Below are 26,444 nucleotides of genomic sequence, written 5' to 3' on the forward strand. Positions count from 1 at the left end.
GCAGCAGCTCACACAGTTCTTTAGACGTCATGATATTTGCACTCCTCAAAATCGAATACTGAACTGGCCGGCGCAGCATTGTGCCGTGCAGTGTTCAAGCTTTTGGATGCGAAAATCTGACAAATCGCCGGTTTTCGGGCAGAAATCCGGGGTCAGAATGAGGGAGCGGCAGACCATACGAGAAAACCGGCACAGAGTCCAGTCTTTAGTGGGCGTAATATTAGCGTTCGACAGGGATTGGCGCTTAGTGCCAGCTTTAGGAGTTTGCAGTCTGAAGGCGGGGCTGGCGCTGGCGCAAGGGCGCTTTTTACGCCGCAATTCACGGCCCGTCCCGAGTGTCCCGTGTGGCCAATTCGCCGACCTTGCTAAAGCGACATCCTGTCGCAGCTCCAAAAGCGCCCTTGCCCCATCGCCGTCAGACTGCCTGCTGGCCGCCGGCAAGGACTAATGGAAATAAGGGTATTCGGTACCTTCGCCTGGTTAACCAGAATCGGAGCTGACAGTAACCGTTGAGATATCCAAAAGGTCACGGGTGTGAGGATGGGGGAGGTCTTTCAGAGCAGCGACATGGATGTCGCGGCAGCGTTGGGGTGGCAGGACGCCCCTCCAACGCGGCGGCGAAAGACCTCCCCCAGCCTTACACCGCCCCCAAAACCCACAGGCTACGAAGCCGACCTCCATAACCCGCAGGCTACGAACCCAAACTCCATAACCCACAGGCAATTGAACCCAACCCTGAAGCCGAAGTCAGATAATCCGAGAGAACCGCTGAGAAGCCCCTTCCTTCCGATAAAGATCGAAAATCTGGCAGATGGCCCGGATCAGCAGCCGGCCGGCAGGCTGAACCTGCAGCACACGGCCATCATCGCCAATCAATTCATCCTGGATCATCGGCTTCAGGCGACGCAGTTCGTCCGTAAAGTAGCTGTCAAAGTCTGCACCCCAGGCGGCCTGGAACTGTTCACGGTCCAGGCGGAACTGGCAGATCAGCTGGCCGATTACCCAGCGGCGGATCTGGTCGTCCCGGGTCAGGCCGACACCGCGAATGGTGGCCAACTGACCCGCGTCGATGGCCTGTTCCCAGGCCGGCAGGTCGTGGTTGTTCTGGAAGTAGGCATCATCGGTCTGACCAATCGCTGACACACCGAGAGAGACCAGGTCGCAGTCCGCATGGGTCGTGTAGCCCTGGAAGTTCCGGTGCAGCCGGCCTTCCCGCTGGGCGACTGCGAGGGAGTCGTCCGGCTTGGCAAAGTGGTCCATGCCAATGTATTCGTAACCGGCCTCCAGCAGGCGGTTGATGGTGTTGTGAAGAATGGTCAGCTTCTGCTGCGGGCTGGGCAGCGTATCCCCCTGGATACGGGTCTGGGGATAGAACCGGTCCGGCAGGTGGGCATAGCTGAATACCGAGAGACGATCCGGCGACATCTCGATCACCGACTCCAGGGTTTCGGCGAAGCTTTCCGGGGTCTGGTACGGCAGCCCGTAAATCAGGTCCAGGTTGATGGAACGGAAGCCGATGCGGCGGGCCTCGTTAAGCACGCCCTCGGTCATCTCCCGGGGCTGGATGCGGTTGACCGCTTTCTGCACCACCGGATTCACATCCTGCACGCCCAGGCTGATGCGGTTGAAGCCCAGCTTCCACAGGGTCGGCAGGGTGTCTTCATCCACTTCCCGGGGGTCGATCTCCACACTGTAGTCCCGGTCATCGCCGGACTGCAGGTTGAACAGTTCGCCGTAGCCCGCCATCAGGTGCTCCATCACATCCTTCGGCAGGAAGGTCGGGGTGCCACCGCCCCAGTGCAGTTGCTGGACCGGGCGGTCAGCGCCGAACAGCTTTGACTGGATAGCCGCTTCCTTCAGCACCCGCTCCACATAGGGCATGGCCTTGTCACGCTTCTTGGTGATGACCTTGTTGCAGGCGCAGTAGTAACAGAGGTGTGCACAGAACGGCAGGTGGGTGTACAGCGACACCGGACCACCCGCCGCCTTGCTGCGACCGGCTGCCTTCACCATATCGTCCACCCGGAAGTCCGGCGTAAACTCCACCGCTGTCGGGTAGGACGTGTACCGGGGGCCGCTCAGGTCGTAGCGACGGATCAGGGCTTCATCCCAGATAAATTCAGGCAGTGTGGATTCGGCAGTGGCCGGGGAAGCGGGCATGGCAATACTCGATCTGACGGGTGCATGGTGGTCGGCCAGTCTAGGATAACCAGCGTGGGGACATCTTGACCGACGTCAGGTTCATTATAAGGGGATGGGAGCTGAACCACCCTTGGGCTGATGGCGTACTTCGGGTATCCCTTAAGGAATAGACCATGGCAAACCTGATCCTGATTCTTGGCGACCAGCTCAGTCACCACCTCTCTGCCCTGGACGGGGCCGATCCTGCCCACGACCGTGTTGTCATGGCGGAAGTGCACGACGAGGCCAGTTATACCAACCACCACAAGAAGAAGCTGGTGCTGGTGTTCAGCGCCATGCGCCACTTCGCCCGAGAACTGCAGGCGAAAGGCTGGCAGGTCATCTACCACGAGTATGGCCCTGACTCACCCCACGAGGACCTGCTATCGGTTGTACAGGAGCAGGTATTGTCGCTCAGCCCGGATAAACTTGTGACCACTGAATGCGGCGAATGGCGACTGGATAACCAGATCCGCCAATGGCACGAAACCCTTGGGGTTCCCGTGGAAATCCGCCCGGATCGTCGCTTTCTTGCCAGCAAGGACGAGTTCGCCCGCTGGGCCGAGGGTCGCAAACAGTTGCGCATGGAATTCTTCTACCGGGAGATGCGCCGCAAGAGCGGCCTGCTGATGACGCCAGGCGACGAGCCGGAAGGGGGCCACTGGAACTACGACGCCGACAACCGGCGCAAGTGGAAGGGCCAGCCACCGGCCCCGGCACCGTTCCGGGTGGAGCCGGACGACATCACCCGGGACGTAATGTCATTGGTAGATCGCCACTTCAGTGACCACTTTGGCACCACCGACGACTTTCACTTTGCCGTTACCGCCGAACAGGCCCGGCAGGCCCTGGATCACTTTATCGACTTCGCCCTGCCCTGTTTCGGCGACTACCAGGATGCCATGGCGGACCAGGAGGACTGGCTGTTCCACGCCATCCTGTCCCCCTACCTGAACTGTGGCCTGCTGGACCCCATGGAGGTGTGTGAAGCCGCCGAACGGGCCTGGTATGCGGGTCAGGCACCACTCAACGCGGTGGAGGGTTTTATCCGCCAGATTATCGGCTGGCGGGAGTTCGTGAGAGGTATCTACTGGCTGAAAATGCCCACTTATGCCAAAGAGAACCGCCTGGGCAATGATCGCCCCCTGCCCTGGTTCTACTGGAGTGGCGACACCGGCATGCACTGCCTGCACCGGACCATCGACAGTACCCGGCGCAACGGCTATGCCCACCACATACAACGGCTCATGGTCACCGGCAACTTTGCCCTGCTGGCCGGCATCAAACCGGAGGAGATCTGCGACTGGTACCTGGCGGTCTATGCCGACGCCTACGACTGGGTCGAGCTACCGAACACCCTGGGCATGGTGATGCACGCGGACGGCGGTTACCTGGGTTCCAAGCCCTACGCCGCCAGCGGCAAGTATATTAACCGCATGTCCGATTACTGCAGTCAGTGCCGGTACAACGTCAACCACACCACGGAAGACGACGCCTGCCCGTTCAACGCCCTGTACTGGCACTTCCTGGACCGCCACAAAGACGATTTCAGCCGCAATCCACGCATGGTCATGATGTACCGCAACTGGCAGCGGCAAGACCCGGACCACCGCCAGGCCACCCTGGAGCGGGCCAACTGGCTGCTGGACCACCTGGACGAGCTTTGAGGTCTCCCCCTCTCAGGGAGGCCCTTCTTCGCAGGCCAGCACCAGCGCCCAGAATTCCGAGAAATCATTGACCACCACATCCGGCTTGTCCGGGTGCTTGTGGGTACCCGGAAAGATCTTGTTGAGCCAGGGCTGGTCCCACTGGGCGCCATTGAAAAACACCGAGGTAAGCCCGGCCCGCTTGGCGGCGATCACATCCGTGGTACTGTCCCCCACGTACCAGACGCTGGGGTCCGGCGGATAATCCAGTTTCTGGATGGCCAGCAGTAACTGGTCCGGGTGAGGCTTGCGCAAGGGGGTGTCGTCACCGCACACATCCACGTCAAACAGCTCTGTCCAGCCAGTACCCTCCACCGCCGCCAGTTCGTGCTCGAAAAACTCCCGGTCCCGGTTGGTGATGACGCCTACCTGGATACCCAGGCGCCGAAGCCCCTCCAGCACATCCCGCACCCGGGGCTCGAAGGCCTTGACCGTGCCGTAGTGTTCCCGGTAATGGCGGTTGAACGCCTTGTGGGCTATCTGCTTGGCCTCCTGGTCTTCGCCAAACAGCACCTCGAAGATGTCAGTGCGTGAGATTTTGCGGTCCGCTCGCACTTTCGGGTGTAGCCGGGCGAACTCACGCACATAGGCCACGAGGCGCGCATCGTCCGGTGTCTTGCTGTCCTCCGGCGCCAGCATCCGGTCCATCAGGCCCAGTTCACTGAACTCAGGCAGCATATCGTCCACCGCGTGGTACATGGCGTCCAGGGTGTCCACCAGGGTGGCGTGCCAGTCGAACAGGACGACCGCGGGCCGGATCAGCTTGACCACCGCCGGGTGCCAGTCCGGCTCGATGCGGGGCTGCGGACGCTCAGGGGGCGGGAACGGGCGTGGCCGCGCTTCCGCCGGGGTGACCGTCAAGGCCTCGGGATGGCTACGTTCCAGCAGGGCCAGCAGGTCCATCAGGTCCTCGAAGCTGTCCAGGATCGCCGCCGGCGCATCCCGGTGGCTGAACCAGCTGTCGATACGCCCGGGATCCCAGGCGGCGCCGTTATAAAACACACCGGAGACACCCGCCTTGTTGGCCGTGAGCATGTCCACATAGCTGTCGCCCACGTACCAGGCTCGCTCGTCCGCTGGCAGACCCAGTTTCTCCAGGGCCTTGAGAATCACCTGCGGATCCGGCTTGTATTCCGTTACGTCGTCGGCGCAGACGGTGGCATCGAACAGGTTTGCCCAGCGGCCTTCATCCACCATGCGCAGCTCCTTGTCCAGGAACTCCCGGTTGCGGTTGGTGGACACCGCCAGCCGGATTCCCATGGCCTTGAGTGCCGAAAGGTATTCATAGGCGCCGGGCTGGAACGGTTTCACCTGGCCGAAATACTTGCGATAGCAATCGTTATAGGCCCTGTGGGCAATGAGCTTGGCTTCCCGGTCATCTCCGAAGATGGCGTTGAAAATATCCGTGCGGCTGACACGGCGTTCCGCCAGGATGCGCGGATGCAGGCGACGGAAGATACGGATATAGCGCACCAGCCGGGCATCATCCGGCGTACGGCACTGATCCTCCGGCAGCAGCCGCCCTACCAGGCCCAGGTCTTCCAGCTGCGGCAGCATGTCCTCCATGGCGCTGAACATGGCGTCGTGGGTATCCACCAGGGTGCCGTGCCAGTCAAACACCATAACGGAAGGCGGTGGCAGACAGTCACTGAATCGCGCCATCGGGGAATCTCCTTGCAGGATTCTTCACAGACCCGTTTCCGGGAACCGAACGTAAGGTTTTGTTGTCTCTCAGTAAAACCCAAACTGCCACGATGCACAAAAAAAGCCGCTTACCCAGCAAGACCTGTCCCGTTTGCCTGCGCCCGTTCAGCTGGCGCCGGAAATGGGCCCGCGACTGGCCACAGGTACGCTACTGCAGCGAACGCTGTCGACGTAACCGGCAAAACCCCGGAGCCTCCACCCAATGACAACGGTTGTCTGGTTCAAGCGTGACCTGCGCACCCACGACCATGCCCCACTGGTAGAAGCCGCTGCGCACGGCCGGCCGGTCATCCCCCTTTATGTGGTGGAACCCGGGTACTGGCAACTGCCGGACACCAGCGAACGTCACTGGGGGTTTATCCGCGAATCCCTGGAAGACCTGGACCGCCAGCTTCGCAAGGTGGGTAGCCGCCTGCTGGTCATCCACGGCGACGCTCTCGATGTGCTGGGCACCCTGCACGCCCACTATGGCATCGGGCGCATCTTCTGCCACCAGGAGACCGGCGGGCAGTGGACGTTTGACCGGGATCGGGCGGTGCTGGGCTGGTGTCGCAGCCACGGCACCGAATACCGGGAATGGCAGCAATCCGGCGTCGTGCGCCCGCTGCCGGACCGGGATGAGTGGGACAGCCGATGGCAGTCCCTGATGACCGCTCCGGTGCTCGCGCCGCCGGAGCACCTGCCCATGCCGGCAGACCAGTTCCGCGACTGGCCGGATATCGCCACCCTGTCGATGCCGGATATCTCCCACGGCATGCCCAGCCCGGACCGCCAGGCCGGCGGTAGCGGCCATGGCGAGAAATTGCTGGCGTCGTTCCTCGACCGGCGGGTTGCCGGTTACCAATACAAGATCTCCAGCCCCAACACGGCCCCCAGGGCCTGCTCCCGCCTGAGCCCTCACCTGGCTTACGGCACGGTCAGCCTGCGGCATGTGTATCAGCAGGCACGGGCGACGGGGAATCACCAAAGCAGCCTGCCCCGCAAGCAGCGCAGCCTGGCCAGCTTCCGTTCCCGCCTGCACTGGCACTGCCACTTTATCCAGAAACTGGAAGACGAGCCGGAGCTTGAGTTCCGCGCCCTGCACCGGGATATGGAGCAGCTCAAGACTGGCCCGGACGATTCGGAACGCCTGCAGCGCTGGCAGCAGGGCCAGACCGGCTGGCCGCTGGTGGATGCCTGTATGCGGGCGCTGCACCATACCGGCTGGATCAATTTCCGCATGCGGGCCATGCTCATGGCCATTGCCAGCTACCAGCTCTGGCTGCACTGGCGCGAGCCGGCCCTGCACCTGGCACGATTGTTTACCGACTTTGAACCGGGCATTCACTACCCCCAGGCCCAGATGCAGTCCGGCCTCACCGGCATCAACGCCCTGCGCATCTACAACCCGGTGCTCCAGAGCCGCAAACTGGACCCGGAAGGTACCTTTATCCGCCGCTGGCTGCCGGAACTGGAAGGGGTACCCAACGAATTCATCCACGCTCCCTGGCAGATGACCTTCAGCCAGAAGCAACGCTTCGGTGGCGACCAGTACATCGACCCGGTCTGTGACCATGAGCAGGCCGCCCGGGAGGCACGCCAGGCCATGGGGGAATTTATCCGGCACAGGGTAAACGCCGAAGAGACCGAACGTGTGCTGGCCCGCCATGGCAGTCGTCGGCGGCAACACCAGCACCGGCGACCAGTAGCGAAATCCAGCGAGAACGAACAGCAACTTACCCTGTTCTGAAGCCGGGGTTCCGCTGCTCAGACTATGTTGCTATTCTCGGATGCCTGAGGCACTCCAATAACAACAGGCCAATCACCCGAGCTCCACCCATGAACTGGAACCTGCTGCTACCCTACGATTTCTCGCCACTGACAATACTGGCCTACCTTTTGGTGGCCAGCGGCTATATCGTGGCGCTTCGGGCCCTGCCCGGTGAAGAAAAACCCGGACCGGTGCGCATCTTCGCATTCTTCCTGGGCCTGCTGCTGTGCTATGCGGTGATGCAGACCCGGTTCGACTACTACGCCCAGTACATGTTCTTTATCCACCGGGGTCAGCATCTGATTCTGCACCACCTGGGGCCGGTACTGATTGCCCTGTCCAACCCCTTGCCGATACTGCGCTTCTGGCACCGGCAGCTGGCACCGGCCATGGGCGCCTGGGTGCTGCCCATCCGCTGGGGTTACAACGCACTGCAACAGCCGTTCATTGCTGCGTTCCTGTTTGCGGGGCTGGTGTATTTCTGGCTATGGCCGCCCATCCACTTCGACGCCATGCTCAGCCGTGACCTGTACTGGGTGATGAACTGGAGCATGCTGCTGGATGGCCTGCTGTTCTGGTGGCTGATCTTTGACCCGCGCTCTCCCCACGACACCCCGTCCCTGGGTTACGGCAAGCGAATCCTGCTGCTGGTACTGGTGGCAGTACCACAGATGGTGCTGGGGGCCTGGATCGTCTTTAACCGGGGCATGGTCTACGACGTGTACGAAGTGTGCGGCCGTGCCTGGCCCATGTCGCCCATAGACGACCAGCTTATCGGCGGCATTCTGACCTGGATTCCGCCAGCCATGATGAGTGTGGTCGGTATCCTGATCCTGATCGGCCGGGCCATGCGGGACGACCGTCCCAGACCCCGACGGCACGTTGCAGAGGAAGTAACACCATGAAATTCATAACCCTTTTCGCCCGATCCCTGGTGATCGCAGGCCTGGCGCTGGTGCTGACAGGCTGCCTGGATGAAGAACAACAGTGGAACGCCAAGGAAATCGACGGGATGCTGCCGGACCTTGAGTTCACGCTGACCCGCAGCGACGGCGAAACGGTCACTGCCGAGGAATACCAGGGCCAGGTGCGCCTGATGTTCTTCGGCTTTACCAATTGCCCGGACGTCTGCCCCGCCACCCTGTCCAAACTGACCCGGGCGATCAAGGCGATGCCTGCAGACCTTCAGGACGATGTTACCCCCCTGTTTGTCAGCGTCGACCCGAAACGGGACACGCCGGAGCGGCTTGGAGAGTATGTGAATTTCTTCTACGATCGCACCGTGGGCCTGACAGCAGACGAACCCACCCTGCGAAAACTGGCCAAGCGGTACCGCACCACCTTCGGTTACGATGAGCCCGATGAGAGGGGTAATTACAACGTCTCCCACAGTGCGGCCATCTATGTGTTTGATGGCCAGGGTAACGCCCGGCTGCTGTTGCGCTCGGACCTGCCCACCGACCAGATCACCGAGGACCTGGTCCAGCTGGCCCGCCAGGCCCGTTCCTGAGCAGGGCCGTCAGCTTCCGTTTCCTGACCCTGTCTCACCCGTAATGTCCTCCCGGGCTCCGGTGGTTCACAATATTCCACTGGGGTCAGATACCCCTTCGTCCGAATCCAGGGAAGTCCGAAGTGTAAGGGAGATGTACCTGTTATGAGCCGCTCCATACGCGCCAGCCTGTTTCTCATGGTGGCACCCTTTGCGGTGACCTTTACCCTGGTGGCCTGGGTGGTGGATAGTAAAATCGGGCCTTGGCTGGACCGCCCGTTGCTGCTCAATTGCACCGAGCGAGGCTTTGCGCCGTGGATCTGCAACGTACAGGATGGCCTGCTGGGCTGGATCGCCCTGGGTCTGGGGATGCTGGTTTTGCTCTCGGTCACCGCCCTGCTGTCCCTGAGCCTGTTCCGCACTCACCTGCGAAACCTGCAGCAGGACGTGATGGATTTTCAGAAAGGCCATCGCAGCCAGCTGACGGATGCGCCCCGGGAAATGCACCCGCTGGTGCAGCTGCTGAACCGGATCCTGCAATCGGCCCTGAAAGATCCGGCGGGGGCCACGTCAAGCCACGACGAACGACCGAAACCGCAACCGGGAGTCTCTGCTCCGGCCCCGGACCTCACGGTTGCGCCATCACAACCGCCTGAACCTGCTCCACCACCCAGCCCCGAGCCGGCAGCCAGGCGGAACCCGGAGCCAGCACGAACGCCCCGTCCGGTATTACCGCCAGAGGGACACCAGCCACGAACTGCGGAACCGGCACCTGAGCCAGCTCCGCGAACACAGCCGGACGAGCGGGACCTGGAAGTTTCCCTGCGGGAACTGGACGCAGACCTGGAACAAGCCCTTGCCGAGGCCGAGGAGGCAATTCCCGAGCCCGAGCCCAAACCAGACCCTCGAAAAACCACCCAACCAGAACAGGGAAGCGCCACCGGTAACCAGCCCGTGGACAGGCCCGGGCCTCCCCATGGCACGCGTGCGCAGCCCGCGGAACCTGCAAAGCCCACACCCCGCAAGAACGAGTCCTTCCCGGCCCGCAAATGCCGCAAGCTTATCGCGATACTGGGTCATCGGTATCCAGACGTGAACTTTGAGCTGATTACCGATGTGACCGAAGACGTTCCCTGGTCCATCCGTGAGGCGGAGCTGACCGAAGTCTTCGGCGAATTGCTGGATAACGCGGGTAAATGGGCGGCCTCCCAGGTGAACATCTTCCTGGCGATCAAGGGCAACATGCTGGTGTTTGGCGTAGCCGATGATGGCCCCGGTTTAGACCCTGAACTGGCATCACACCTCGGCGAGGAAGACTTCCGGGCGAAACCGGACCAGGCCCCCGGCCGCGGTCTGCCGGCGGTCCGCCGGGTAATCGACAGCCATGGCGGATCACTGGCCTTCGACCGCAGCCGCCTTGGCGGCCTCGAGGCCATTGCGGCCCTGCCCGGCGCACCGGTCCCGCGTCACGCAAGGGCGCCCGGGTTCCATCACTGACGGTCCTACGGGAATACCGTCGCCATCGCTAAATAGCCCTATGCGGGTCCGACGCGGTGTGATAGATATAGCGTCCACCAGAACCGGGCTGTCGGCGCCCCCTGTGCCCGCCCGGATGTCCACAGCATCAGGTATTGCCCGTGCCCGCAACGAAAACCGCCCCGACCACCCTGCGTCAACTGGCTGCATTCCTTGTGTTGTCGGGCATGGTGCTGTGGGGCGTACCGGACAGGCTGACCAACGACACCGGCGGTCCCGGCCAGGCCAGCAGCGCAGATGAATGCCTGATTGCCAACAGCCTGTCTGCCGACGGTATTTCCGGCGATATCATGGGACCTCCTCCGGTCCCAAGCCGCCCTCCGGAGATCCGGATCACCGAAGCGACGATCAATAGCGGAGCAACTCGACCGGCCTCCCGTCGCTCCGTCTACCCCGGGCTCCCAAGGGCGCCACCTCCCGACTTCGCCCTCAGCGTCTGATTCCCGTTTCGCATCAACATTGATCGGGGCAATCCCCGGAGTAAACGAATGAAAAAACACCTGTTGTTGCCGGCAGTTGGCTTGTTGTCGGTATCCGGTTCCGCGTGGGCGGCCGAAACCACCCGCGCACTTAACCTTATCCATCACCCGGCGGGCTACCTTGCCATCGCCATCTTCGTGATCGGCTACATCCTGGTCATGCTGGAAGAGAAAATTCACCTCGCCAAGTCCAAGCCCATGCTGATGGCCGCTGGCCTGATCTGGATCCTGCTGGCCGTTGTCTATAGCAACGCGGGCGTGACCGGTGAGGTGGAGGAAGCCATCCGCCACAACTTCCTGGAGTACGCCGAGCTCTTTTTCTTCCTGCTGGTGGCAATGACCTACATTAATGCCATGCTGGAACGGGGTGTCTTTGACCAGCTGCGCATATGGCTGTTGGGCAAGGGCTTTGGCTATCGCCGGCTGTTCTGGATTACCGGTAGCCTGGCCTTCCTGATTTCGCCAGTGGCGGACAACCTGACCACCGCGCTGATCATGTGCGCAGTGGTCATGGCCGTTGGCCGGGACAGCCCGGCGTTTGTCTCCCTGGCGTGCATCAACATCGTGGTCGGCGCCAATGCCGGTGGTGCATTCAGCCCCTTCGGCGACATCACCACACTGATGGTCTGGCAGAAAGGCATTCTGCCGTTCCAGGACTTCTTCCAGCTGTTCCTGCCCAGCCTGGTAAACTTCCTGGTACCTGCCCTGCTCATGCACCTGGCCCTGCCCAAGGGACAACCCATGGCCCCGGAGAGCCACAACAGGGTATTGCGCCCCGGGGGGCTGGTAATCTGTGGGCTTTTCCTGGCGACTATTGCCACCGCCATCAGTTTTCACCAGTTCCTGCATATTCCGCCGGTCTTCGGCATGATGACGGGCCTTGCCTACCTGAAGATCTTCGGTTACTTCCTCAAGCGCCACGAGGAATATCAGTGGCAGGAATCCTCGGAAACCCCACCCGGTGACAGTTCCAGTGAGCACAGTTTCGATGTGTTTGCCCATATTGCCCGCTCGGAGTGGGACACCCTGTTCTTCTTCTACGGGGTCATCCTGGCCGTTGGCGGGTTAGGGTTTATCGGCTATCTGGGCCTGATGTCCAACACCCTCTACGTGGACCTTGGCCCCACCACAGCGAACGTGATGATCGGCGTTATCTCCTCACTGGTCGATAATATTCCGGTGATGTTTGCCGTACTGACCATGAACCCTGACATGCCGGAACTGCAATGGCTACTGGTCACCCTGACTGCGGGTGTCGGCGGCAGCCTGCTCTCCGTCGGTTCTGCCGCCGGGGTCGCTTTGATGGGGCAGGCCCGGGGCCATTACACCTTCCTGAGCCACCTGAAATGGACCCCGGCCATCGCCCTGGGCTACGGTGCCAGTATCTGGGTACACTTCCTGGTAAACGGCTGATCAAAGAGGATGGCAGGCATGAAAATCGGCGAAATGACGGAACAGTCCGGTATCCCGGTGGAAACCATCCGTTATTACGAGAAGATTGGCTTGCTGCCTGCGCCGGATCGCCAGGCCAACGGCTATCGCAATTACCGCCAGTCGCATCTGGACCGGCTGCTGTTTATCCGCCGCTGCCGCAACCTGGACATGGCCCAGGAGGAAATCCGCGAGCTGGTTCGCCTGGCGGACCAGCCCGACGCCGACTGCAGCGAAGTGGACGCCCTGCTGGCCCGGCACCTGGGCCACGTCCGGGCCAGGCTACAGGAGCTTCGGGCGCTGGAGAAAACCCTCAGTGACCTGCAGCAGGCCTGCTCCCAGGGCCGCACCGTGGCTGAATGCGGCATTCTCGGAGGCCTTACCCAGGACCTGGACAAGGACTCGCCCCCTGGCCACAACAATCACATTCCTGGCAGCCATGGCCACTGAGACCTTTTTGGCCGCCAGGCTTGACCCTGTAGTACCTACAGGCCTTTGAATGGCATCAAACCATCAAGGGAGGATTGAAATGGCCTGCAGTTGCTCCGCACCGGAACCCAAGACCCCCAGCCCGGGATTTCGCCGGGCGCTCTGGATTGCCCTCTGGGTAAACCTCACCATGTTCCTGGTAGAAGGCGCCGCCAGCCTCCAGTCTGGCTCCGTTTCGCTGATGGCTGACGCCATCGACTTCTTTGGCGACAGCGCGAATTACCTGCTGTCGCTGTCGGTCCTGTCCATGGGCATGGTCTGGCGAGGCCGGGCGGCGATGTTCAAGGGTGCCACCATGACCCTGTTCGGCCTGGCGGTACTGGGCCGGGCAATCTGGGTCGCGCAAAGCGGGGCCACCCCGGAAGCCATCACCATGGGCGCGGTGGGCTTCCTTGCGCTCGCGGCCAACGTAGCCGTGGCCTGGATATTATTCCGCTACCGCAGCGGCGACTCCGACATGCGCTCGGTATGGCTGTGCAGCCGCAACGATGCCATCGGCAACGTGGCCGTCATGGTAGCGGCCCTGGGCGTGCTGGGAACCGGTACCGCCTGGCCTGACCTTGTTGTTGCTGCCATTATCGGTAGCCTGGCGGTGACCTCCGGCATCAGTGTGATCCGCCACGCCCGCAGTGATATCAGCGAGGCCCGACTGGCTGAGCATGCGCACCAGTGAGTCACCTCCCCTCCGGGGGCTGAAGGCCAACCTCCTTGATATGGCGTATGATGAATCGACGCTATCACTGAAACCGTCTCGAAACATCGAAACTACAATGAAGGAGCCCGGTTATGACCAAAGCCATTCGATTTTCCCGCACCGGCGGGCCGGAAGTGCTGGAATTCCTCGACATGGACACCAGGGAGCCCGGCCCGGGGGAAATCCGGGTCAGTAACCGGGCCATTGGCCTGAACTATATCGAGATCTATTTCCGCTCCGGCGTCTACCCGGTGCCCGGCCTGCCCTCCGGCCTGGGCACCGAAGGCGCCGGCGTCGTCGATGCGGTCGGCGAAGGCGTCACCGGTTTTGCCGTGGGTGACCGGGTCGCCTACGCCCAGGCACCACTGGGTTCCTATGCGGAGCAACATGTCCTGCCTGCCGACAAGGCCATCCAGTTGCCGGACGCGGTGGATTTCGAAACCGCTGCTGCCACCATGCTCAAGGGCCTCACCGTTCAGTACCTGCTGCGCCAGACCTGGCCGGTCAAGGCTGGCGAGACCATCCTGTTTCATGCCGCTGCGGGCGGCGTCGGCCTGATCGCCTGTCAGTGGGCCAGGGCCCTGGGGGCAAAGCTTATCGGCACCGTCAGTGGGCCCGAGAAGGCGAAACTGGCCCTGGACCATGGCGCCTGGGCGACCATCAACTACAAGGAAGAGAACATCGTCGAGCGGGTGCGGGAACTGACCGGGGGCGACATGGTGCCGGTAGTCTATGATTCCGTCGGCAAGGACACCTGGGAAACCTCCCTCGATTGCCTTCAGAAGCGCGGCCTGATGGTCAGCTTCGGCAACACCACTGGCCCGGTAAGCGGCGTCAACATCGGCATCCTCAACCAGAAAGGCTCCCTGTTCGTCACCCGCCCCAGCCTGGCAGGCTACGCCGACACCCGCCCCCGCTTCGAAGCCATGTGCGGCGAACTGTTCGAAATGCTGGCCAGCGGCGATATCACGGCAGATATCAACCAGCGTTTCCCCCTGGCCGATGCCGCCAGGGCCCATGAGGCGCTGGCGAGTGGGCAGACGACGGGGTCTACGGTGTTGTTGCCCTGAACAAGGCCTGGCCTGATAAGGAAGCCCCTGATGAATGCACTTTCGAAGCTGCCCTCGGTCAGCCAGCTGCTTGCCCACGACCGCATTGAGCCCCTGATTGATGCCCATGGTCGCGCCGTCATTACCGGACTGATTCGCGACCAGTTGGCCGCGGTTCGCGAAGCCGGAAGGAACGGCGCACCGATTCCCGAGGAATCGAGCCTGATCGACGGCATTAGCGAAGCAGCCCAGACCCAGGCCCTGCCCCGCCTGCGCCCGGTGTTCAACCTGACAGGCACCGTCCTGCATACCAACCTGGGCCGCGCCTCGCTGCCTGAAGAAGCCATCACCGCACTCGTTGAGGCGGCCCGCAATCCCTGTGCCCTGGAATACAATATCGAGGAGGGTGGACGGGGTGACCGTGACGACGTGGTCGAACAACTGCTCTGCGATCTTACCGGAGCCGAGGCAGCGACCGTCGTCAACAACAATGCCGCGGCGGTGTTCCTGCTCCTCAACACCCTGGCCCACAAGAGAAAAGTGGTAGTGTCACGGGGCGAACTGGTGGAAATCGGTGGCGCGTTCCGGGTGCCGGACATCATGAAGCGCGCCGGTGCCAAACTGGTCGAGGTCGGTACCACCAACCGCACCCACCTCAAGGACTTTGCCGGCGCCATCAGCCCGCGTACCGGCATGTTGATGAAAGTACACACGAGCAACTATGCCATTGAGGGCTTCACGCACGCTGTTCCGGAGCACGAACTCGCCAGCCTGGCCCATGAGCATGAATTGCCCTTCACGGTGGACCTGGGCTCGGGAACCCTGACCAACCTCGAACATTGGGGACTGCCCCATGAGCCCACTCCCCGCGAGAGTATCGAAGCCGGTGCTGACCTTGTGACTTTCTCCGGTGACAAGCTGCTCGGCGGCCCACAGGTGGGCATGCTGGTCGGCCGCCGCGACCTGATCGCCCGGATCAGGCGGAACCCTCTCAAGCGGGCGTTGCGCGTCGGCAAGCTGACCCTGGCCAGCCTGGAAGCTGTACTGCGCCTGTATCGTGATCCGGACCGGTTGGCACAGCGCCTGACCACCCTTCAGCAACTGACCCGGCCAGAGACCGAGATTCGTGAAGCCGCCGAGCGTGTATTGCCAGCCCTTCAATCCGCACTGGCGGCCCTTGAGGTAGACGTGGAGATCGTTCCTTTGCGGTCCCAGATCGGTTCGGGTTCGTTGCCAGTGGACCGCCTTCCCTCTGTTGGCCTCGCGGTACGTTCACGGGGGCGTAGCAGTGGCGTGCTCAACCGCCTTGAAGCGAGCTTCCGCCAGCTCCCCAAGCCGGTTATCGGCCGCATCGAAGACTCTGCCCTGCTGCTGGACCTGCGCTGCCTGCCGCCCGAACAGGAAACAGACTTCACGGTGCAACTGGCACAGCTGGACTTGCCTACGCAACCCGTACGCTGAGCTGCGGACCATCCTGACAGGCCCGGTGTCTGGCTTGGCTATCTTATGCCCCACGGGTCGCAAACATCAGGGCAGGTGCCGCAAAGGCAATGGTGACTGGGGTTTCACCGTCTGAATCGCGAAGTTGCTGCGAATATCCCGCACCCCGGGTAATTTCAGCAAGGTGCCCGTCAGGAAGTTCTCATACGCGCGCAGATCCGGTACCACGACCTGCAGGTGGAAATCGGACTGGCCAGATACCAGGTGCGCCATCACCACTTCCGGCAACAGACTCACGGCTTCCCGAAACGCCTCGGCTTCTTTCTCGCCGTGTTTCTCCACTTTGATATCAACGAACACCGTCAGGTTCAGGCCAACCTTTTCCCGATCCAGGATAGCACTGTAGCCACTGATAACGCCGGACTTTTCAAGCAGGCGCACACGCCTTGAGCAGGGGGATGGGGAGAGGCCAATATCGGCTGCCAGGTCGATATTGGCCAGACGCCCTTCTGCCTGGAGTGATTCCAGAATTTTGCGGTCGTAGCGATCAAATTTCATTATTGGCATCTTTCTTCTTTTACGTGGATGAGCTTAGTGATTCTGGCCAATATTAGCCTGATTCCTGGCGTATTAAGCAAACTTTCGCCACAGCATCTGCTATATGATTCTGGTCACCCCCACTCCGAGATAAGGGTGCACACATGGGTGACCTGGCCCTGTTTTGCTTTACGCTGGTAGCCATCTACCTGACACCCGGCCCCGACATGCTCCTGGTTCTCAGTACCAGCATGAATGGCGGAGCCAGGCAGGCCGTGGCGGTCAGCACCGGACTGGCCCTGGCCAGGTCCCTCCACGTACTGCTCGCTGCAATCGGCCTGGCGGCGCTGCTGCAAACCACCCCCTGGGCCTACCACGCCATCAGATTGGCCGGCGCAACCTACCTGCTCTACCTGGCGTGGCGGTTCCTGACACTGGACACCCCCACCATGCAAGCTGTGGAGGCCGCATCGGAATCCTCCCGCAGCCGATATCTGCGCTCATTCAGCCAGGGTGCCCTGACCAACCTGCTGAACCCGAAGTCGCTGATTTTCTGCTCGGTCCTGCTGCCGCAGTTTGTCGAACCGGCACAGGACGTGGCCTCCCAGTTCGCCACACTAGGACTGATCCTCGCCGTTATTGGTCTGGGATTTGACCTGGTTTATTCGCTGATCGGTAAAGAGATTGCAGCGTTTACCGCTTCCCACAAAGGTATGCAAAAGATGCAGAACCGGGTTGTGGCCGGGTTACTGGCGTTGATCGGGTTGAAGGTTGGATTGGCTTGATTTGCGCACCTTGTTAGCCGTTTTACTATCTGCCCGGATAGTGGTCTGCAGTTCTTGGGGGTATTGATCGAATAAGTCAGCTACTCTAACCCCATTGATCACAACGATCAGACAGCCCAGCGATCCGGATCCCGCAGGCGCGGACGCGCTTGTCCCTCATTTTATCGGGTAATACCGGGTAGCGAAGCACCAGACCACGCAACTTTTGCAGGAGAAAAAAGTGTCAGATACCAATATCGAACTTACGTCGACCATCAGCGAAGACAACAAACTGGAACTTGCCCTGCGCGACATCGAGATCCCGCAGCCGGGCGAAAACCAGGTCGTCATCCGCATTGAAGCCGCTCCTATCAACCCGTCTGACCTGGGAGTGATGTTCAGCGTGGCGGATATGAAGACGGCCAGCCAATCCGGTAGCGCCGATCGCCCGGTCATCAGTGCCGATGTCCCGGCCAGGTTTATGGGTGCCGTTAAAAAGCGGGTTGGCAAGGCCATACCCGTGGGCAACGAGGGCGCCGGTACCGTCGTCGCCGCGGGCTCATCCGCCGCTGCGCAAAGCCTGATGGGCAAAACCGTCGCGTTCATTGGCGGTGGTAGTTACAAAAAATATGTCTGCGCCAATGTGCAAAGCTGTCTCGAACTGGAGTCGGGTACCTCCGCAGTGGAAGGCGCTTCAAGCTTCGTGAATCCGCTGACGGCCTTGGCCATGGTAGAAACCATGCGAGCAGAGGGACACAAGGCGATTGTTCACGCTGCCGCCGCCTCTAACCTCGGACAAATGCTCAACCGCATCTGCATCGCCGACGGCGTGGACCTGGTCAATATCGTCCGCAAGCCAGAACAGGAAGCACTGCTGCGTGACCAGGGTGCCAAATACGTGGTCAACTCCAGTAGCGACAGCTTTATGGCCGACCTGACCCAGGCACTGATCGACACCGGCGCGACCATCGCCTTCGACCCTATCGGTGGCGGTCGCCTGGCCAGCGATATCCTCACCTGCATGGAAGCCGCCGTCTCTCGCAACATGACTCAGTACAGCGTGTATGGGTCAGACGTCTACAAGCAGGTTTATATCTATGGCGGCCTTGATCGCGGCCCCATCACCCTGAACCGCAGCTTTGGTTTTGCCTGGGGTGTGAACGGCTTTTTGTTGTTCAATGCGCTGGGAAAACTGGGCAAGGACACCAACATCGCCATGCGCAAGCGCGTAGCCGCCGAGATCAAAACCACGTTCGCCAGCCACTACACCCACGAAGTCTCCCTGGCCGGTGCGTTACAACTGGATGCCATCTCTGCTTACGGCAAAATGGCAACCGGAGAGAAGTACCTGGTCAGGCCCCAGAGCTAAGGTGAGCATCGGGCCGCAAGGCCATCCCTGGGTGCCGGAGCCAGAATGGCTCCAGCACCCGCATCAAAGGTGACTCTGCCAGTGAATGTCCTGCCCCCATTGATCGCAGAGCACCTTGGGCAAGCCGCCGGAAAAGAGCGCAGCGCAGTACCGTTTGGCCGGAAGTATTGGAGCGGACGTTGCGGGAAATGGCGGAAGGGTATGGGAGTCGAACCCACCAGGCACGCGTTGCGCACCTCACCGGATTTGAAGTCCGGGCGCTCCACCGGGAAGCGATCCCCTTCCTTTGATCAGGGTCTGGCAGTGTAACCTTTTTCGCTTGGCGTTGAGAGCGTTACCGCGACCCTTCGGCGGTAGGCCGGTTGCAGGCGACGCTCCTCATTAATGAAGGCGGTGACGCCCGCGCGATCCAGGTATTCCAGTACGCTGACGGTCAGGCGTCGGCCGATGCCGGAGCGGTCGCGATAAGCACGGGCGTCGAAGGCGCCGGTGGGTGAGCTCTCCGCAAGTTCAACGGCAATGGCGGCCAGTTCGGTCACTGTTTCCGGCCGATAGAAGCGGTTCGGTGCAACGGCGACCAGGAAGCCAAGCCGGTGCATGCGCTCCAGGAAGGTCAGCATGCTCTCCCGCTCAAGGCCCAGCGCCTCTGCCATTTCTCCGACAATGGGTGGTTTCAGGCCGGTACCCTCCAGTTCAGCCATAACCTGGCCAAGCAGGCGCTGGTCCGCCTCAGTCAGTTCTGGCTGGTGGCCTGGTCGATGAAACCGAAAGCCATTACGGGCGATTGCTCCGGTCGCCAGTAGCGGATGTAACAGCTCATGGCGCAACTCCTGTTGCAGTCGTATTCCGGGCAGCCGGGTCAGTTCCGGCTCTGTGGGACCAATCTGGTCTGGGTGGTTTTGGTGCCACTGGTCGAGCTGTTCCAGCACCCGGGTCTGCAGCGCAGCCCAGCGCCCAGGGGCAAAGCCAACGGGGCCGGTGGCGGTCTGGACAATGACAGGCTCAAGGTCAGCGAGAACCGTTTCCAATCGTTCCTGCGGCAGGTTTTCCGCGGCCGCTAACCGGTCAACGTCTACGCCTTCCGGGTACGCTTCCAGCGAGGCCTGAAGTCGTGCCCTCGGGCCATCGGTTTCCGAGTGAACGGTCGCGAAAGCCCGGCTTTCCAGCAGTATTCGAAGCAGTTGCACCCGTTTTTCAGCGGACCGTCCACGGCCCTCCCCGAACGGGTCCACCACCTCACCGCCGCCGATGGTGCGATTGAGGGCTGGGTCCCGCAGGATCAGCCGGTCACCCACACAGGCCTGCACCGGTTGCTCCAGCATCAGCTGCGCCAGCATCGGGCGGTCGCCCTGCCCTTCGTCCAGTACCACCACCCGGGCACTTCTCACCGCCGCGCCAAGGTGTGCCTGGAAGGTACCCCTATGGAGCCGGGTCTCCGGGAGCAGGGCCAGCCCCACATCCAGGCGATCCGTGGGCCGGTGCAGCCAGGGGGTAACCAGCCAGTCGCCCCGGTGTATGTTATCAGCGCTGACGTTTCCGGCCAGGTTGATGGCGCATCGCTGGCCGGCGCCCAGGTTTTCCACCGTCTCGCCGTGCGCCTCGAGCCCCCTGACCCTGATCGGATGGCCTGTCGGTGCAACCCTCAGGGCGTCTTCCCTGGACAAGGTCCCGGCGATCAGGGTGCCGGTAACCACACAGCCCCGCCCGGGTACCGAGAAACTGCGGTCGACCACAAACCGCGTGCCTGCTGCCAGGCTGCTGGCTTTCTGGTGGTCGACGATCGCCTGCTCTGCCAGCCATGCCTTCAGTGGCGGAAGGCCCTCTCCCGTCAGGCCGGACACCGGAAACACCGGGGCGGTTGCCAGTCCGGTATCCGCCAGCAATTCCCGGATCTCTTCCGTAACCTCTGCCAGCCTGGAGGCACCCACCCGGTCTGCCCGGGTCAGGGCCACCAGGCCAGTCTCGACACCCAGCAAATCGAGAATCGCCAGGTGTTCCCGGGTCTGGGGCATGGGACCGTCATCGGCGGCGATCACCAGCATGACGGCGTCCACCGCCGCCACACCGGCCACCATGTTGCGGATGAATTTCTCGTGGCCGGGGACATCCACGAATCCGAGCCAGTGCCCCGATTCCGTGCGGCTCCAGGCAAAGCCCAGGTCAATGGTCAGGCCCCGGCGTTTTTCCTCCGCCAGCCGATCCGTATCCTGCCCCGTAAGCGCATGGATCAGCGTGGTCTTGCCATGGTCTACATGGCCGGCGGTGGCAAAGATCACAGCGGCCTCGTTTCCGGTCCGGGTGCTGCAACAGGGGGACAGCCGCGGGGGCGGAAAAACCGGGCCATCAGCGGTTCGATCTGCCGGTGGCCCATGGATGGGGACGCTCCTCGGAGGGCTTTCTGAAGGGTTGTCATGGACTCCGCCACATCCCTGGCGGAGCAGGGACGTCTATTCTGTGTGAGTCAGTAGCCGGACGATGTCCTCCAGCGCCTTGTCCGCCAGTGCCCGCATCTCGTCGTCCGTGCGGTCCTGGATCGGATGGCCAACGAACACCATGGCCGGCTCGAAACCCAGGGTTTTCGACTGGGCCGCTGCGGCCTGGATGAACTCGGTGGAGGCAACGCCTACGCCCGGAATATTGCGACCTTCCAGGTCTGCGATGTCATGTGTACAACACGACGTGCAGGAACCTCAGTCGGCCAGCCCTTCAACCACCAGGTCCACTTCACCGGCAATCTGTTGTTTCAGCTCGGTGGGTGCAACCCGGGTGAATGTGGGTTTACGGTAGCGTTTGACGGTAACATCCATTTCCGCCAGGCGTTCCTCGATCCGGTCGAGGAACACATCGCCCCGGGGCTTTGAGATGTCCAGCAGCCCGACGGTCTTGCCTGCCAGGCTTTCGGGCCGGGCCAGCCGGGCCCGTACCGCTGGTGACAACTCGCCCGTGGGGTCGAGCATCACACTGGTTTGGGTCATACCTTCACCTCTCTGGTTACAGGACTGGAACCGACCGGGCCTGAGGCGGCCCAGCCGGCAATGACAGCAGAAAACAGGCCGGCGGTGCCGCCAGCCCGGACAATCAGCAAGCCGCCGGGGCGGAACTTGGGTATGGTCTTGTCCCGGTACTGCTCGGGGAGACCTTCGGTAATTCCGCCCGCGCCGGCCACCATTTCTTCTCCGGGGAACTGGAGCAGATTCTCCAGCTCCTCGAGTAATCGGGCCTTGGTCCAACCCGCCTCAATGAATACGCGACTGTGTTCCGGTGACACCACCAGAACCGCATCGCCGGCCATGGCCATTTTCGGGTGGTCCACCACCCGCAGGGCCAGGGCAAAGGACTTCGCCAGCGATTCCGGAGTGCGAGACTTCTGGTCCACGATGCCCTGCACGCCCTCCCCCGCAAACAGCGTAACGGCCGAGTTACCGGATGGAACGCCCCGCTCTTCCGCCAGCGGCAGCCACTCGCTGTCCTCTGCCTCGGCGAAGCAGAAGGTGTACTTGCCCGGTGTGCCCAGGGTGGCCCGGTCAATCTCGCCCGGACGGCCACCGCCCACGTTGCGGACGATCAGTTGCAGGGCACGGCCAATGGTGGCGTTGGCGCGGTTACCCTGCCCCAGGGCATTGCCTCCGGAGTTCATGCCAATGGATTTCGCCACCGGGCCATTAACAATGATCATTGGGCCGGCGAACATGGTGGTGCACAGCAGGCCGTGGAGGCCGAACTCTTCGGTCAGGGCAGCCTCCAGGGCAGCCAGCACTACCGGCATGTATTCCGGTTTGCAGCCGGCCATTACTGCATTGATGGCAACCTTCTCCACGGTACAGGGTGCCAGGTCCGGCGGTACCAGGCCGATTTCCTCGGCCGGGTCCCGGTCGGTGCCCCTGAGCATTCGCAGCACGCGCTCCGGTGTTGGCGGCACCACCGGCAGGCCATCGCTCCAGCCCCGTTCGTAGCAGGCCTCGATCAGGTCATCGGCGTCTGTTTCAATCTCCCGGGCGTGGAGATGAGTGTCACCAAACTGCAGCTCCAGTTTTTCGGCGATGCCCGGTTCCAGGGTCTTCGAGCCACAGCCGGGACGCATCATGGGCAGGTCTTCACCCAGCCCTTCGATACCGGTGAGGCGCCGCCAGTCATCCCGGTGCCAGCCATAGGTGCGCTCGACTTCTTCACCGTTCTCGACGCGGATCAGGGTGGGGACAAATTCGGTTTGCAGGCGAAAGGAGTGTTCCAGGGTGGAGTCATACTGTGCACCCCTGACTCCCGCCGCGAAGGCTGGATCGTCCTGCGAATACACGGTCAGAGGGCCCGCCTGCCGCTCGATATCCGGCAGCAGCGGCTCTACCAGCTGGCAGGTGGGACAGTCGCGCTTGGCAACGACAATGAGGCCATCGGGTAATGGGGTCATGGTCAGGGTTCCGCCCGATTTCCGGGTCTTGTTGTAGATCAGTGGATGACTGACAGCATAGCAGGCCGGATGGAAAAATCGAGCGCTTGCCCGCTAACTATTCAGCCCTGGTCCATGTGGAAGTTCGCCCGAACAAAGGCGCGCCCACATAGCCTCTCAGCTTGAGCGTGTTCTCGTCTTCCAGAGTGATTTTCGCGTTATAGGTCTTGCCGCTTTCCGGGTCATAGACCTTGCCATCTTTCCAGGTTTCACCGTCGCCGCTGTCCTCAAGACCCCAGACGATTTTCAGCCCTTCAATGGGGCGGTCCCGGAGTTCGGGCTGAGGGTTTTCTGCGTCGGTCTTGGGATTGCCCTTGTCGTCCAGGGGTTCTTCCAGTGAGACGATGCTGCCGCACAGGTTGTCGCCGCAGGTTTCTACCTGCACCTTGGCGCTCTTGTCTTCGGTGTGCCAGAGGCCGGTGGGATCGGCGTAGGCTTCGCGGACGGCCAGGAAGGACATCACAACCGCCATCGCGGTCAGCAGGTTAAGTCTGGTTCGCATGGGTGTTTCTCATTTGTTGTTGTTTTACGACGCCTCAGCGCAGTTTATCAAATCATAGCCATACTGCGAGCCACAGGCCAGAGCAAACGCTCACAATCCTGGAAGATTACCGCCGTTATCGCAAGGTAGCCCGGACCACCGTATTGGTGTCGGTACCGAACCACAGGCTTCGGGTTTCCGGGTCAAACACCATATGGCGGACGGTCCCGCCGCCGCTGGGGATGGTTGCGGGTTCCGAGAAGCTCTCAGATTGCGGATCAAAGCCGATCAGCCGGTTGGGGCTGGGGCCGGTTTCCACGAACCAGGGCCGGCCCTGATCGTCCAGGGCCATGGCGTAGGGGTAGGCATCGGTCCCGCCGGGCACGGGCCATTCCTGAATCTCGCCACTGTCGATATCGAAGCGGCCCAGATAACCCTCGGCATAGTCCACGTACCACACCTGGTCATCATCGGTGATATCCAGGCGCCTGGGCCGGGCGCCTTCCCGGGGCAGCGCCACTTCGTGGATTTCTCCCCGGGCATCCACGGTGGCCAGCTTGTTGGTGCCAAACAGGGCCACCCAGGGGCGGCTGCCCTTGCTGACCACCAACCCGTAGGGCCGGGCCCATTCGGTTTCCACGTTGAACATGCGATAGTCGTACTGGTCCACGTCCAGCCAGCCGATACGGTTACCGCCCTGCTCGGTAAAGAAGATATCGCCGTTGGCGTCAAAGGCCATGGTGTGCACATCCTTCGGCCCCTCTCCTTCCAGCTTGAACTTGCGTATCTCGCCACTTTCCGGATCCAGCAGCCCGATGTGCTCCGCCTGGTTGCCGGCGTAGAAGGCCCCGCGTTTGTCGGCGATCACGTTGTGGGGGCCGGTGCCCGGGTCCAGCCGGTACCGTTTCAGGTCGCCGGTTTCCGGGTTCAGGGTGGCCACGTAGTCGCCGGCCTGCCCCACAAACCAGATGGTGTTCTCGCCGGGCCCCACCCAGGGGTCACGGGGGCGGGTGTTATCCCAGGGTATATTCCATTCCTTGAGGTTCGGGGTGGCGGGAGCTTCCGCACTGGCCACCGGCACGGACAGCGCCAGGGTCAGGCCAGTCAGGGCCACGGCAATGCACTTCATGGCAGTTCTCCTTGAACAGGCTTCCAACGATTCGCTCACTATAGTACGCCTTCACGACAGGACAATAGCCACCATGACCGGAATGTAAACGAGCGCGAACAGAGTGCTGAGCAACGCTGTGCCCGCCGCCTGGCGGGGGGCCGTATCCAGCAGTGTGGCGATGACCACGGTGTTGGCGGCAATGGGGGTAATGGAGAGAAGGAAGATGGCCTGGTGCACATCGGTGTCATAGATACCCAGCACCGCCGCATCGAGCCACCAGAGGCCAAGCGCCACCAGCGGCCAGACCACGAACTTGCCGGCAAAGGACAGGCCGGTAAAGCGGATATTCCCAGCCAGCCCCCGAAAACTAAGGATGCCCATACCGATGATCATCATGCCAAGGATGCTGTAGGCGCCCCGCAGGTTATCAAACAGCGGTGTCAGCACCTCGGGAATGCCGATGCCGGACAGGTTCAGCAGTACCGCCAGCACAAAGGCATAGACCGACGGTAACCTCGACACTCGCACCAGCGCATCCCGGATGCTGTACCGGCCCCGGGCCGCCAGGTAGAAGCCAACGGAGTTCTCGAACAGGGTGGTGCCCAGCATGCACACGATATAGATGGCCAGACCCTGCTCGCCGAACAGCAGTAATGCCACGGGAATACCGAAGTAGCCGGTATTGCCGGTGCCCACAGACAGGGGGATGATGCTGGCGCTGCCATCGGTCAGCACCCTCCGGGCCACCCAGAGATGGGCAACACCGATCAGCGAACACAGGGCAAAGGTGAGCAGTGGCAGCAGGATGACTTCCGCCGACAGGGGCGCCGCCATCACTCCCGAGAACACCACGGACGGCGTGACGATGTACAGCATGATACCCGCGATATGACGACTGCTGGCCTGCAGGTAACGACCGGCGATCCACCCCAGGGCGACGGTAATGTACAGGGGCAGAAGTTTCAGCAGCAGGGTCAGGGCGGCGGTCATGGCGTCTCCGGGTCAGCGGGTGGCCATTGTACTGTCACGATGTCTGAACCGACAGGATGACCGGGAAGGTACCTTCTACTCGCCTGCCGGCTTGCCTTTTTCCGCCCGCAACTGCCGCACTTCCTCTTCCAGGGCCCGGCGGGCGGCCCGCTCCTTCATCAATTGCAGCGTGCTGCTGGAGAGCTTGCCATAGATTTCCAGTATTGCCTGCACCATGACCGAGGTGGTTCCCCCCAGGGTGCGATCGGCATCGTCGGCGGCTTCTTCCAGGGAGTGACCGGTGCGAATGGAAAACGTCATCAGCGCCATACGACGATCCGATTCCAGGATGTGGAACGCGAGCCAGCGGGTAAGGAAGTCGAACATCTCGGCGAGGGTATTCTCGTTCCCCGCCTCACGGCGTTTCTGGTAATGGCGCACCTGCTCGAAGAAGTGCTCGTGGGCCTTGTGGTGATTGGCCTCGATGCTGCTGCCAGCAAAGTACTGCTGCCAGATGCCTTCCTCGGACCGGAAGTGGTAATGGGTATAGTCCAGCAGTTCATCCAGCACATCGCTTGCCTGCAGTTCGTCTTCCTCAGCAGACAGGTGCCATGCCAGCCGGTTAAGGATAGCCACCAGCTTGCGGTGTTGTTCGTCGATCTGCTCGATGCCGGTCTCGAACTGACTGTTCCAGGGGAAGAGTTCGAAGTCGGGCTGGTTGGCGGCCCTTAAGCTCATAACACTGCTACCTTTCGCGACAATGTTGCCACGATATCACATGGGTCAACCCCGCCCCTTGAGAAATGAGAATTAAATCGGGA

24 protein-coding genes and 1 tRNA gene are annotated in these 26,444 nt (G+C 61.8%); 14 read left to right on the top strand and 11 right to left on the bottom strand.

The genetic code is table 11. The features are described from left to right. Nucleotides 1-747 precede the first annotated feature (747 nt). Nucleotides 748-2,160 carry an oxygen-independent coproporphyrinogen III oxidase gene (hemN, locus tag BM036_RS07445; protein ID WP_091850060.1) on the bottom strand — a complete coding sequence of 471 codons (1,413 nt, stop codon included), beginning with the start codon at nucleotides 2,158-2,160 and terminating at the stop codon, nucleotides 748-750. 155 nt (nucleotides 2,161-2,315) lie between these two features. Here hemN and BM036_RS07450 point away from each other — a divergent pair, with 155 nt between their 5' ends. Beyond that, entirely contained in the window at nucleotides 2,316-3,848 is a 1,533-nt protein-coding gene (locus BM036_RS07450; RefSeq protein WP_091850062.1) for a cryptochrome/photolyase family protein, read from the top strand. Between the two features lie 12 nt (nucleotides 3,849-3,860). Here BM036_RS07450 and BM036_RS07455 read toward each other — a convergent pair whose 3' ends face one another. Beyond that, on the bottom strand, nucleotides 3,861-5,549 hold the full coding sequence (locus BM036_RS07455) for an HAD family hydrolase (RefSeq protein ID WP_091850064.1): 1,689 nt from the start codon (nucleotides 5,547-5,549) through the stop codon (nucleotides 3,861-3,863). A gap of 92 nt (nucleotides 5,550-5,641) precedes the next feature. Between BM036_RS07455 and BM036_RS07460 the strand changes: the two genes are divergently transcribed. From BM036_RS07460 to selA, 11 genes are all read left to right on the top strand, one after another. Beyond that, nucleotides 5,642-5,797, top strand: coding sequence for a DUF2256 domain-containing protein (locus BM036_RS07460; protein WP_091850066.1), 156 nt, complete (start codon nucleotides 5,642-5,644; stop codon nucleotides 5,795-5,797). Continuing rightward, the gene (locus tag BM036_RS07465; protein ID WP_091850068.1) at nucleotides 5,794-7,320 is read left to right on the top strand and encodes an FAD-binding domain-containing protein; all 1,527 of its coding nucleotides are present in this window, start codon (nucleotides 5,794-5,796) and stop codon (nucleotides 7,318-7,320) included. The genes BM036_RS07460 and BM036_RS07465 overlap by 4 nt, the downstream gene beginning before the upstream one ends. Before the next feature lie 89 nt (nucleotides 7,321-7,409). Beyond that, nucleotides 7,410-8,246 (top strand): cytochrome c oxidase assembly protein, encoded by an 837-nt coding sequence (locus BM036_RS07470; RefSeq protein WP_091850070.1) that lies wholly within the window; start codon nucleotides 7,410-7,412, stop codon nucleotides 8,244-8,246. Beyond that, nucleotides 8,243-8,851, top strand: coding sequence for an SCO family protein (locus BM036_RS07475; RefSeq protein WP_091850072.1), 609 nt, complete (start codon nucleotides 8,243-8,245; stop codon nucleotides 8,849-8,851). Before BM036_RS07470 ends, BM036_RS07475 begins: the two co-directional genes overlap by 4 nt. A gap of 144 nt (nucleotides 8,852-8,995) precedes the next feature. Continuing rightward, nucleotides 8,996-10,327: an ATP-binding protein gene (locus BM036_RS07480; RefSeq protein ID WP_091850073.1), complete on the top strand. Its 1,332-nt coding sequence runs from the start codon at nucleotides 8,996-8,998 to the stop codon at nucleotides 10,325-10,327. 140 nt (nucleotides 10,328-10,467) lie between these two features. After that, nucleotides 10,468-10,806 (top strand): hypothetical protein, encoded by a 339-nt coding sequence (locus BM036_RS07485; RefSeq protein ID WP_091850075.1) that lies wholly within the window; start codon nucleotides 10,468-10,470, stop codon nucleotides 10,804-10,806. Nucleotides 10,807-10,854: 48 nt separating this feature from the next. Then, nucleotides 10,855-12,258: a sodium:proton antiporter NhaD gene (nhaD, locus tag BM036_RS07490; RefSeq protein WP_091850077.1), complete on the top strand. Its 1,404-nt coding sequence runs from the start codon at nucleotides 10,855-10,857 to the stop codon at nucleotides 12,256-12,258. A gap of 18 nt (nucleotides 12,259-12,276) precedes the next feature. After that, nucleotides 12,277-12,726: a Cd(II)/Pb(II)-responsive transcriptional regulator gene (gene cadR, locus BM036_RS07495; RefSeq protein ID WP_091850079.1), complete on the top strand. Its 450-nt coding sequence runs from the start codon at nucleotides 12,277-12,279 to the stop codon at nucleotides 12,724-12,726. A 79-nt stretch (nucleotides 12,727-12,805) separates the two neighbouring features. Further along, nucleotides 12,806-13,438, top strand: a complete 633-nt coding sequence (locus tag BM036_RS07500; RefSeq protein WP_091850081.1) for a cation efflux transmembrane domain-containing protein — start codon at nucleotides 12,806-12,808, stop codon at nucleotides 13,436-13,438. Nucleotides 13,439-13,551: 113 nt separating this feature from the next. After that, the gene (locus BM036_RS07505) at nucleotides 13,552-14,529 is read left to right on the top strand and encodes an NADPH:quinone reductase (protein WP_091850083.1); all 978 of its coding nucleotides are present in this window, start codon (nucleotides 13,552-13,554) and stop codon (nucleotides 14,527-14,529) included. A gap of 15 nt (nucleotides 14,530-14,544) precedes the next feature. Next, nucleotides 14,545-15,969, top strand: a complete 1,425-nt coding sequence (gene selA / locus BM036_RS07510; protein WP_413774434.1) for an L-seryl-tRNA(Sec) selenium transferase — start codon at nucleotides 14,545-14,547, stop codon at nucleotides 15,967-15,969. Nucleotides 15,970-16,035: 66 nt separating this feature from the next. On the opposite strand, the gene BM036_RS07515 is transcribed toward selA, so the two are convergent. Continuing rightward, a complete protein-coding gene (locus BM036_RS07515) occupies nucleotides 16,036-16,515 on the bottom strand; it encodes an Lrp/AsnC family transcriptional regulator (protein WP_091850087.1) in 480 nt (159 codons plus the stop codon). A gap of 134 nt (nucleotides 16,516-16,649) precedes the next feature. Between BM036_RS07515 and BM036_RS07520 the strand changes: the two genes are divergently transcribed. After that, on the top strand, nucleotides 16,650-17,270 hold the full coding sequence (locus tag BM036_RS07520; protein WP_091850089.1) for a LysE family translocator: 621 nt from the start codon (nucleotides 16,650-16,652) through the stop codon (nucleotides 17,268-17,270). Nucleotides 17,271-17,490: 220 nt separating this feature from the next. Beyond that, the gene (locus tag BM036_RS07525) at nucleotides 17,491-18,618 is read left to right on the top strand and encodes a zinc-binding dehydrogenase (protein WP_091850091.1); all 1,128 of its coding nucleotides are present in this window, start codon (nucleotides 17,491-17,493) and stop codon (nucleotides 18,616-18,618) included. A 189-nt stretch (nucleotides 18,619-18,807) separates the two neighbouring features. Here BM036_RS07525 and BM036_RS07530 read toward each other — a convergent pair. The 8 genes from BM036_RS07530 to BM036_RS07570 all read right to left on the bottom strand — a co-directional run bounded on the left by BM036_RS07530 (nucleotide 18,808) and on the right by BM036_RS07570 (nucleotide 26,361). Continuing rightward, a tRNA-Sec gene (locus BM036_RS07530) sits at nucleotides 18,808-18,903 on the bottom strand. 5 nt (nucleotides 18,904-18,908) lie between these two features. Next, the gene (gene selB / locus BM036_RS07535; protein ID WP_177186024.1) at nucleotides 18,909-20,894 is read right to left on the bottom strand and encodes a selenocysteine-specific translation elongation factor; all 1,986 of its coding nucleotides are present in this window, start codon (nucleotides 20,892-20,894) and stop codon (nucleotides 18,909-18,911) included. A 171-nt stretch (nucleotides 20,895-21,065) separates the two neighbouring features. Further along, nucleotides 21,066-21,593: a UGSC family (seleno)protein gene (locus BM036_RS20420; protein ID WP_281247017.1), complete on the bottom strand. Its 528-nt coding sequence runs from the start codon at nucleotides 21,591-21,593 to the stop codon at nucleotides 21,066-21,068. Beyond that, entirely contained in the window at nucleotides 21,590-23,023 is a 1,434-nt protein-coding gene (locus BM036_RS07550; protein WP_091850098.1) for a thioredoxin family protein, read from the bottom strand. The genes BM036_RS20420 and BM036_RS07550 overlap by 4 nt, the downstream gene beginning before the upstream one ends. A gap of 97 nt (nucleotides 23,024-23,120) precedes the next feature. Further along, nucleotides 23,121-23,564, bottom strand: a complete 444-nt coding sequence (locus BM036_RS07555) for a DUF2147 domain-containing protein (RefSeq protein ID WP_091850100.1) — start codon at nucleotides 23,562-23,564, stop codon at nucleotides 23,121-23,123. Nucleotides 23,565-23,679: 115 nt separating this feature from the next. After that, a complete protein-coding gene (locus BM036_RS07560) occupies nucleotides 23,680-24,672 on the bottom strand; it encodes a Vgb family protein (RefSeq protein WP_091850102.1) in 993 nt (330 codons plus the stop codon). Nucleotides 24,673-24,723: 51 nt separating this feature from the next. Next, nucleotides 24,724-25,644, bottom strand: a complete 921-nt coding sequence (locus BM036_RS07565; protein WP_091850104.1) for an AEC family transporter — start codon at nucleotides 25,642-25,644, stop codon at nucleotides 24,724-24,726. Between the two features lie 75 nt (nucleotides 25,645-25,719). Continuing rightward, nucleotides 25,720-26,361, bottom strand: a complete 642-nt coding sequence (locus BM036_RS07570; RefSeq protein ID WP_091850106.1) for a bacteriohemerythrin — start codon at nucleotides 26,359-26,361, stop codon at nucleotides 25,720-25,722. Nucleotides 26,362-26,444: the final 83 nt, after the last annotated feature.

Origin of the sequence: Marinobacter segnicrescens (assembly GCF_900111555.1) — a bacterium.
Taxonomy (GTDB): Bacteria; Pseudomonadota; Gammaproteobacteria; order Pseudomonadales; family Oleiphilaceae; genus Marinobacter; species Marinobacter segnicrescens.

Bases quoted from the DNA above. Each gene is read 5' to 3' on its own strand.
- BM036_RS07560 (WP_091850102.1), bottom strand. From the start codon at position 24,672: ATGAAGTGCATTGCCGTGGCCCTGACTGGCCTGACCCTGGCGCTGTCC.
- BM036_RS07465 (WP_091850068.1), top strand. From the start codon at position 5,794: ATGACAACGGTTGTCTGGTTCAAGCGTGACCTGCGCACCCACGACCAT.
- BM036_RS07505 (WP_091850083.1), top strand. From the start codon at position 13,552: ATGACCAAAGCCATTCGATTTTCCCGCACCGGCGGGCCGGAAGTGCTG.
- BM036_RS07515 (WP_091850087.1), bottom strand. From the start codon at position 16,515: ATGCCAATAATGAAATTTGATCGCTACGACCGCAAAATTCTGGAATCA.
- BM036_RS07500 (WP_091850081.1), top strand. From the start codon at position 12,806: ATGGCCTGCAGTTGCTCCGCACCGGAACCCAAGACCCCCAGCCCGGGA.
- BM036_RS07565 (WP_091850104.1), bottom strand. From the start codon at position 25,644: ATGACCGCCGCCCTGACCCTGCTGCTGAAACTTCTGCCCCTGTACATT.
- BM036_RS07450 (WP_091850062.1), top strand. From the start codon at position 2,316: ATGGCAAACCTGATCCTGATTCTTGGCGACCAGCTCAGTCACCACCTC.
- BM036_RS07455 (WP_091850064.1), bottom strand. From the start codon at position 5,549: ATGGCGCGATTCAGTGACTGTCTGCCACCGCCTTCCGTTATGGTGTTT.
- BM036_RS07475 (WP_091850072.1), top strand. From the start codon at position 8,243: ATGAAATTCATAACCCTTTTCGCCCGATCCCTGGTGATCGCAGGCCTG.
- hemN (WP_091850060.1), bottom strand. From the start codon at position 2,160: ATGCCCGCTTCCCCGGCCACTGCCGAATCCACACTGCCTGAATTTATC.
- nhaD (WP_091850077.1), top strand. From the start codon at position 10,855: ATGAAAAAACACCTGTTGTTGCCGGCAGTTGGCTTGTTGTCGGTATCC.
- BM036_RS07480 (WP_091850073.1), top strand. From the start codon at position 8,996: ATGAGCCGCTCCATACGCGCCAGCCTGTTTCTCATGGTGGCACCCTTT.
- BM036_RS07570 (WP_091850106.1), bottom strand. From the start codon at position 26,361: ATGAGCTTAAGGGCCGCCAACCAGCCCGACTTCGAACTCTTCCCCTGG.
- cadR (WP_091850079.1), top strand. From the start codon at position 12,277: ATGAAAATCGGCGAAATGACGGAACAGTCCGGTATCCCGGTGGAAACC.
- BM036_RS07555 (WP_091850100.1), bottom strand. From the start codon at position 23,564: ATGCGAACCAGACTTAACCTGCTGACCGCGATGGCGGTTGTGATGTCC.
- BM036_RS07470 (WP_091850070.1), top strand. From the start codon at position 7,410: ATGAACTGGAACCTGCTGCTACCCTACGATTTCTCGCCACTGACAATA.
- BM036_RS07550 (WP_091850098.1), bottom strand. From the start codon at position 23,023: ATGACCCCATTACCCGATGGCCTCATTGTCGTTGCCAAGCGCGACTGT.
- BM036_RS07460 (WP_091850066.1), top strand. From the start codon at position 5,642: ATGCACAAAAAAAGCCGCTTACCCAGCAAGACCTGTCCCGTTTGCCTG.
- BM036_RS07520 (WP_091850089.1), top strand. From the start codon at position 16,650: ATGGGTGACCTGGCCCTGTTTTGCTTTACGCTGGTAGCCATCTACCTG.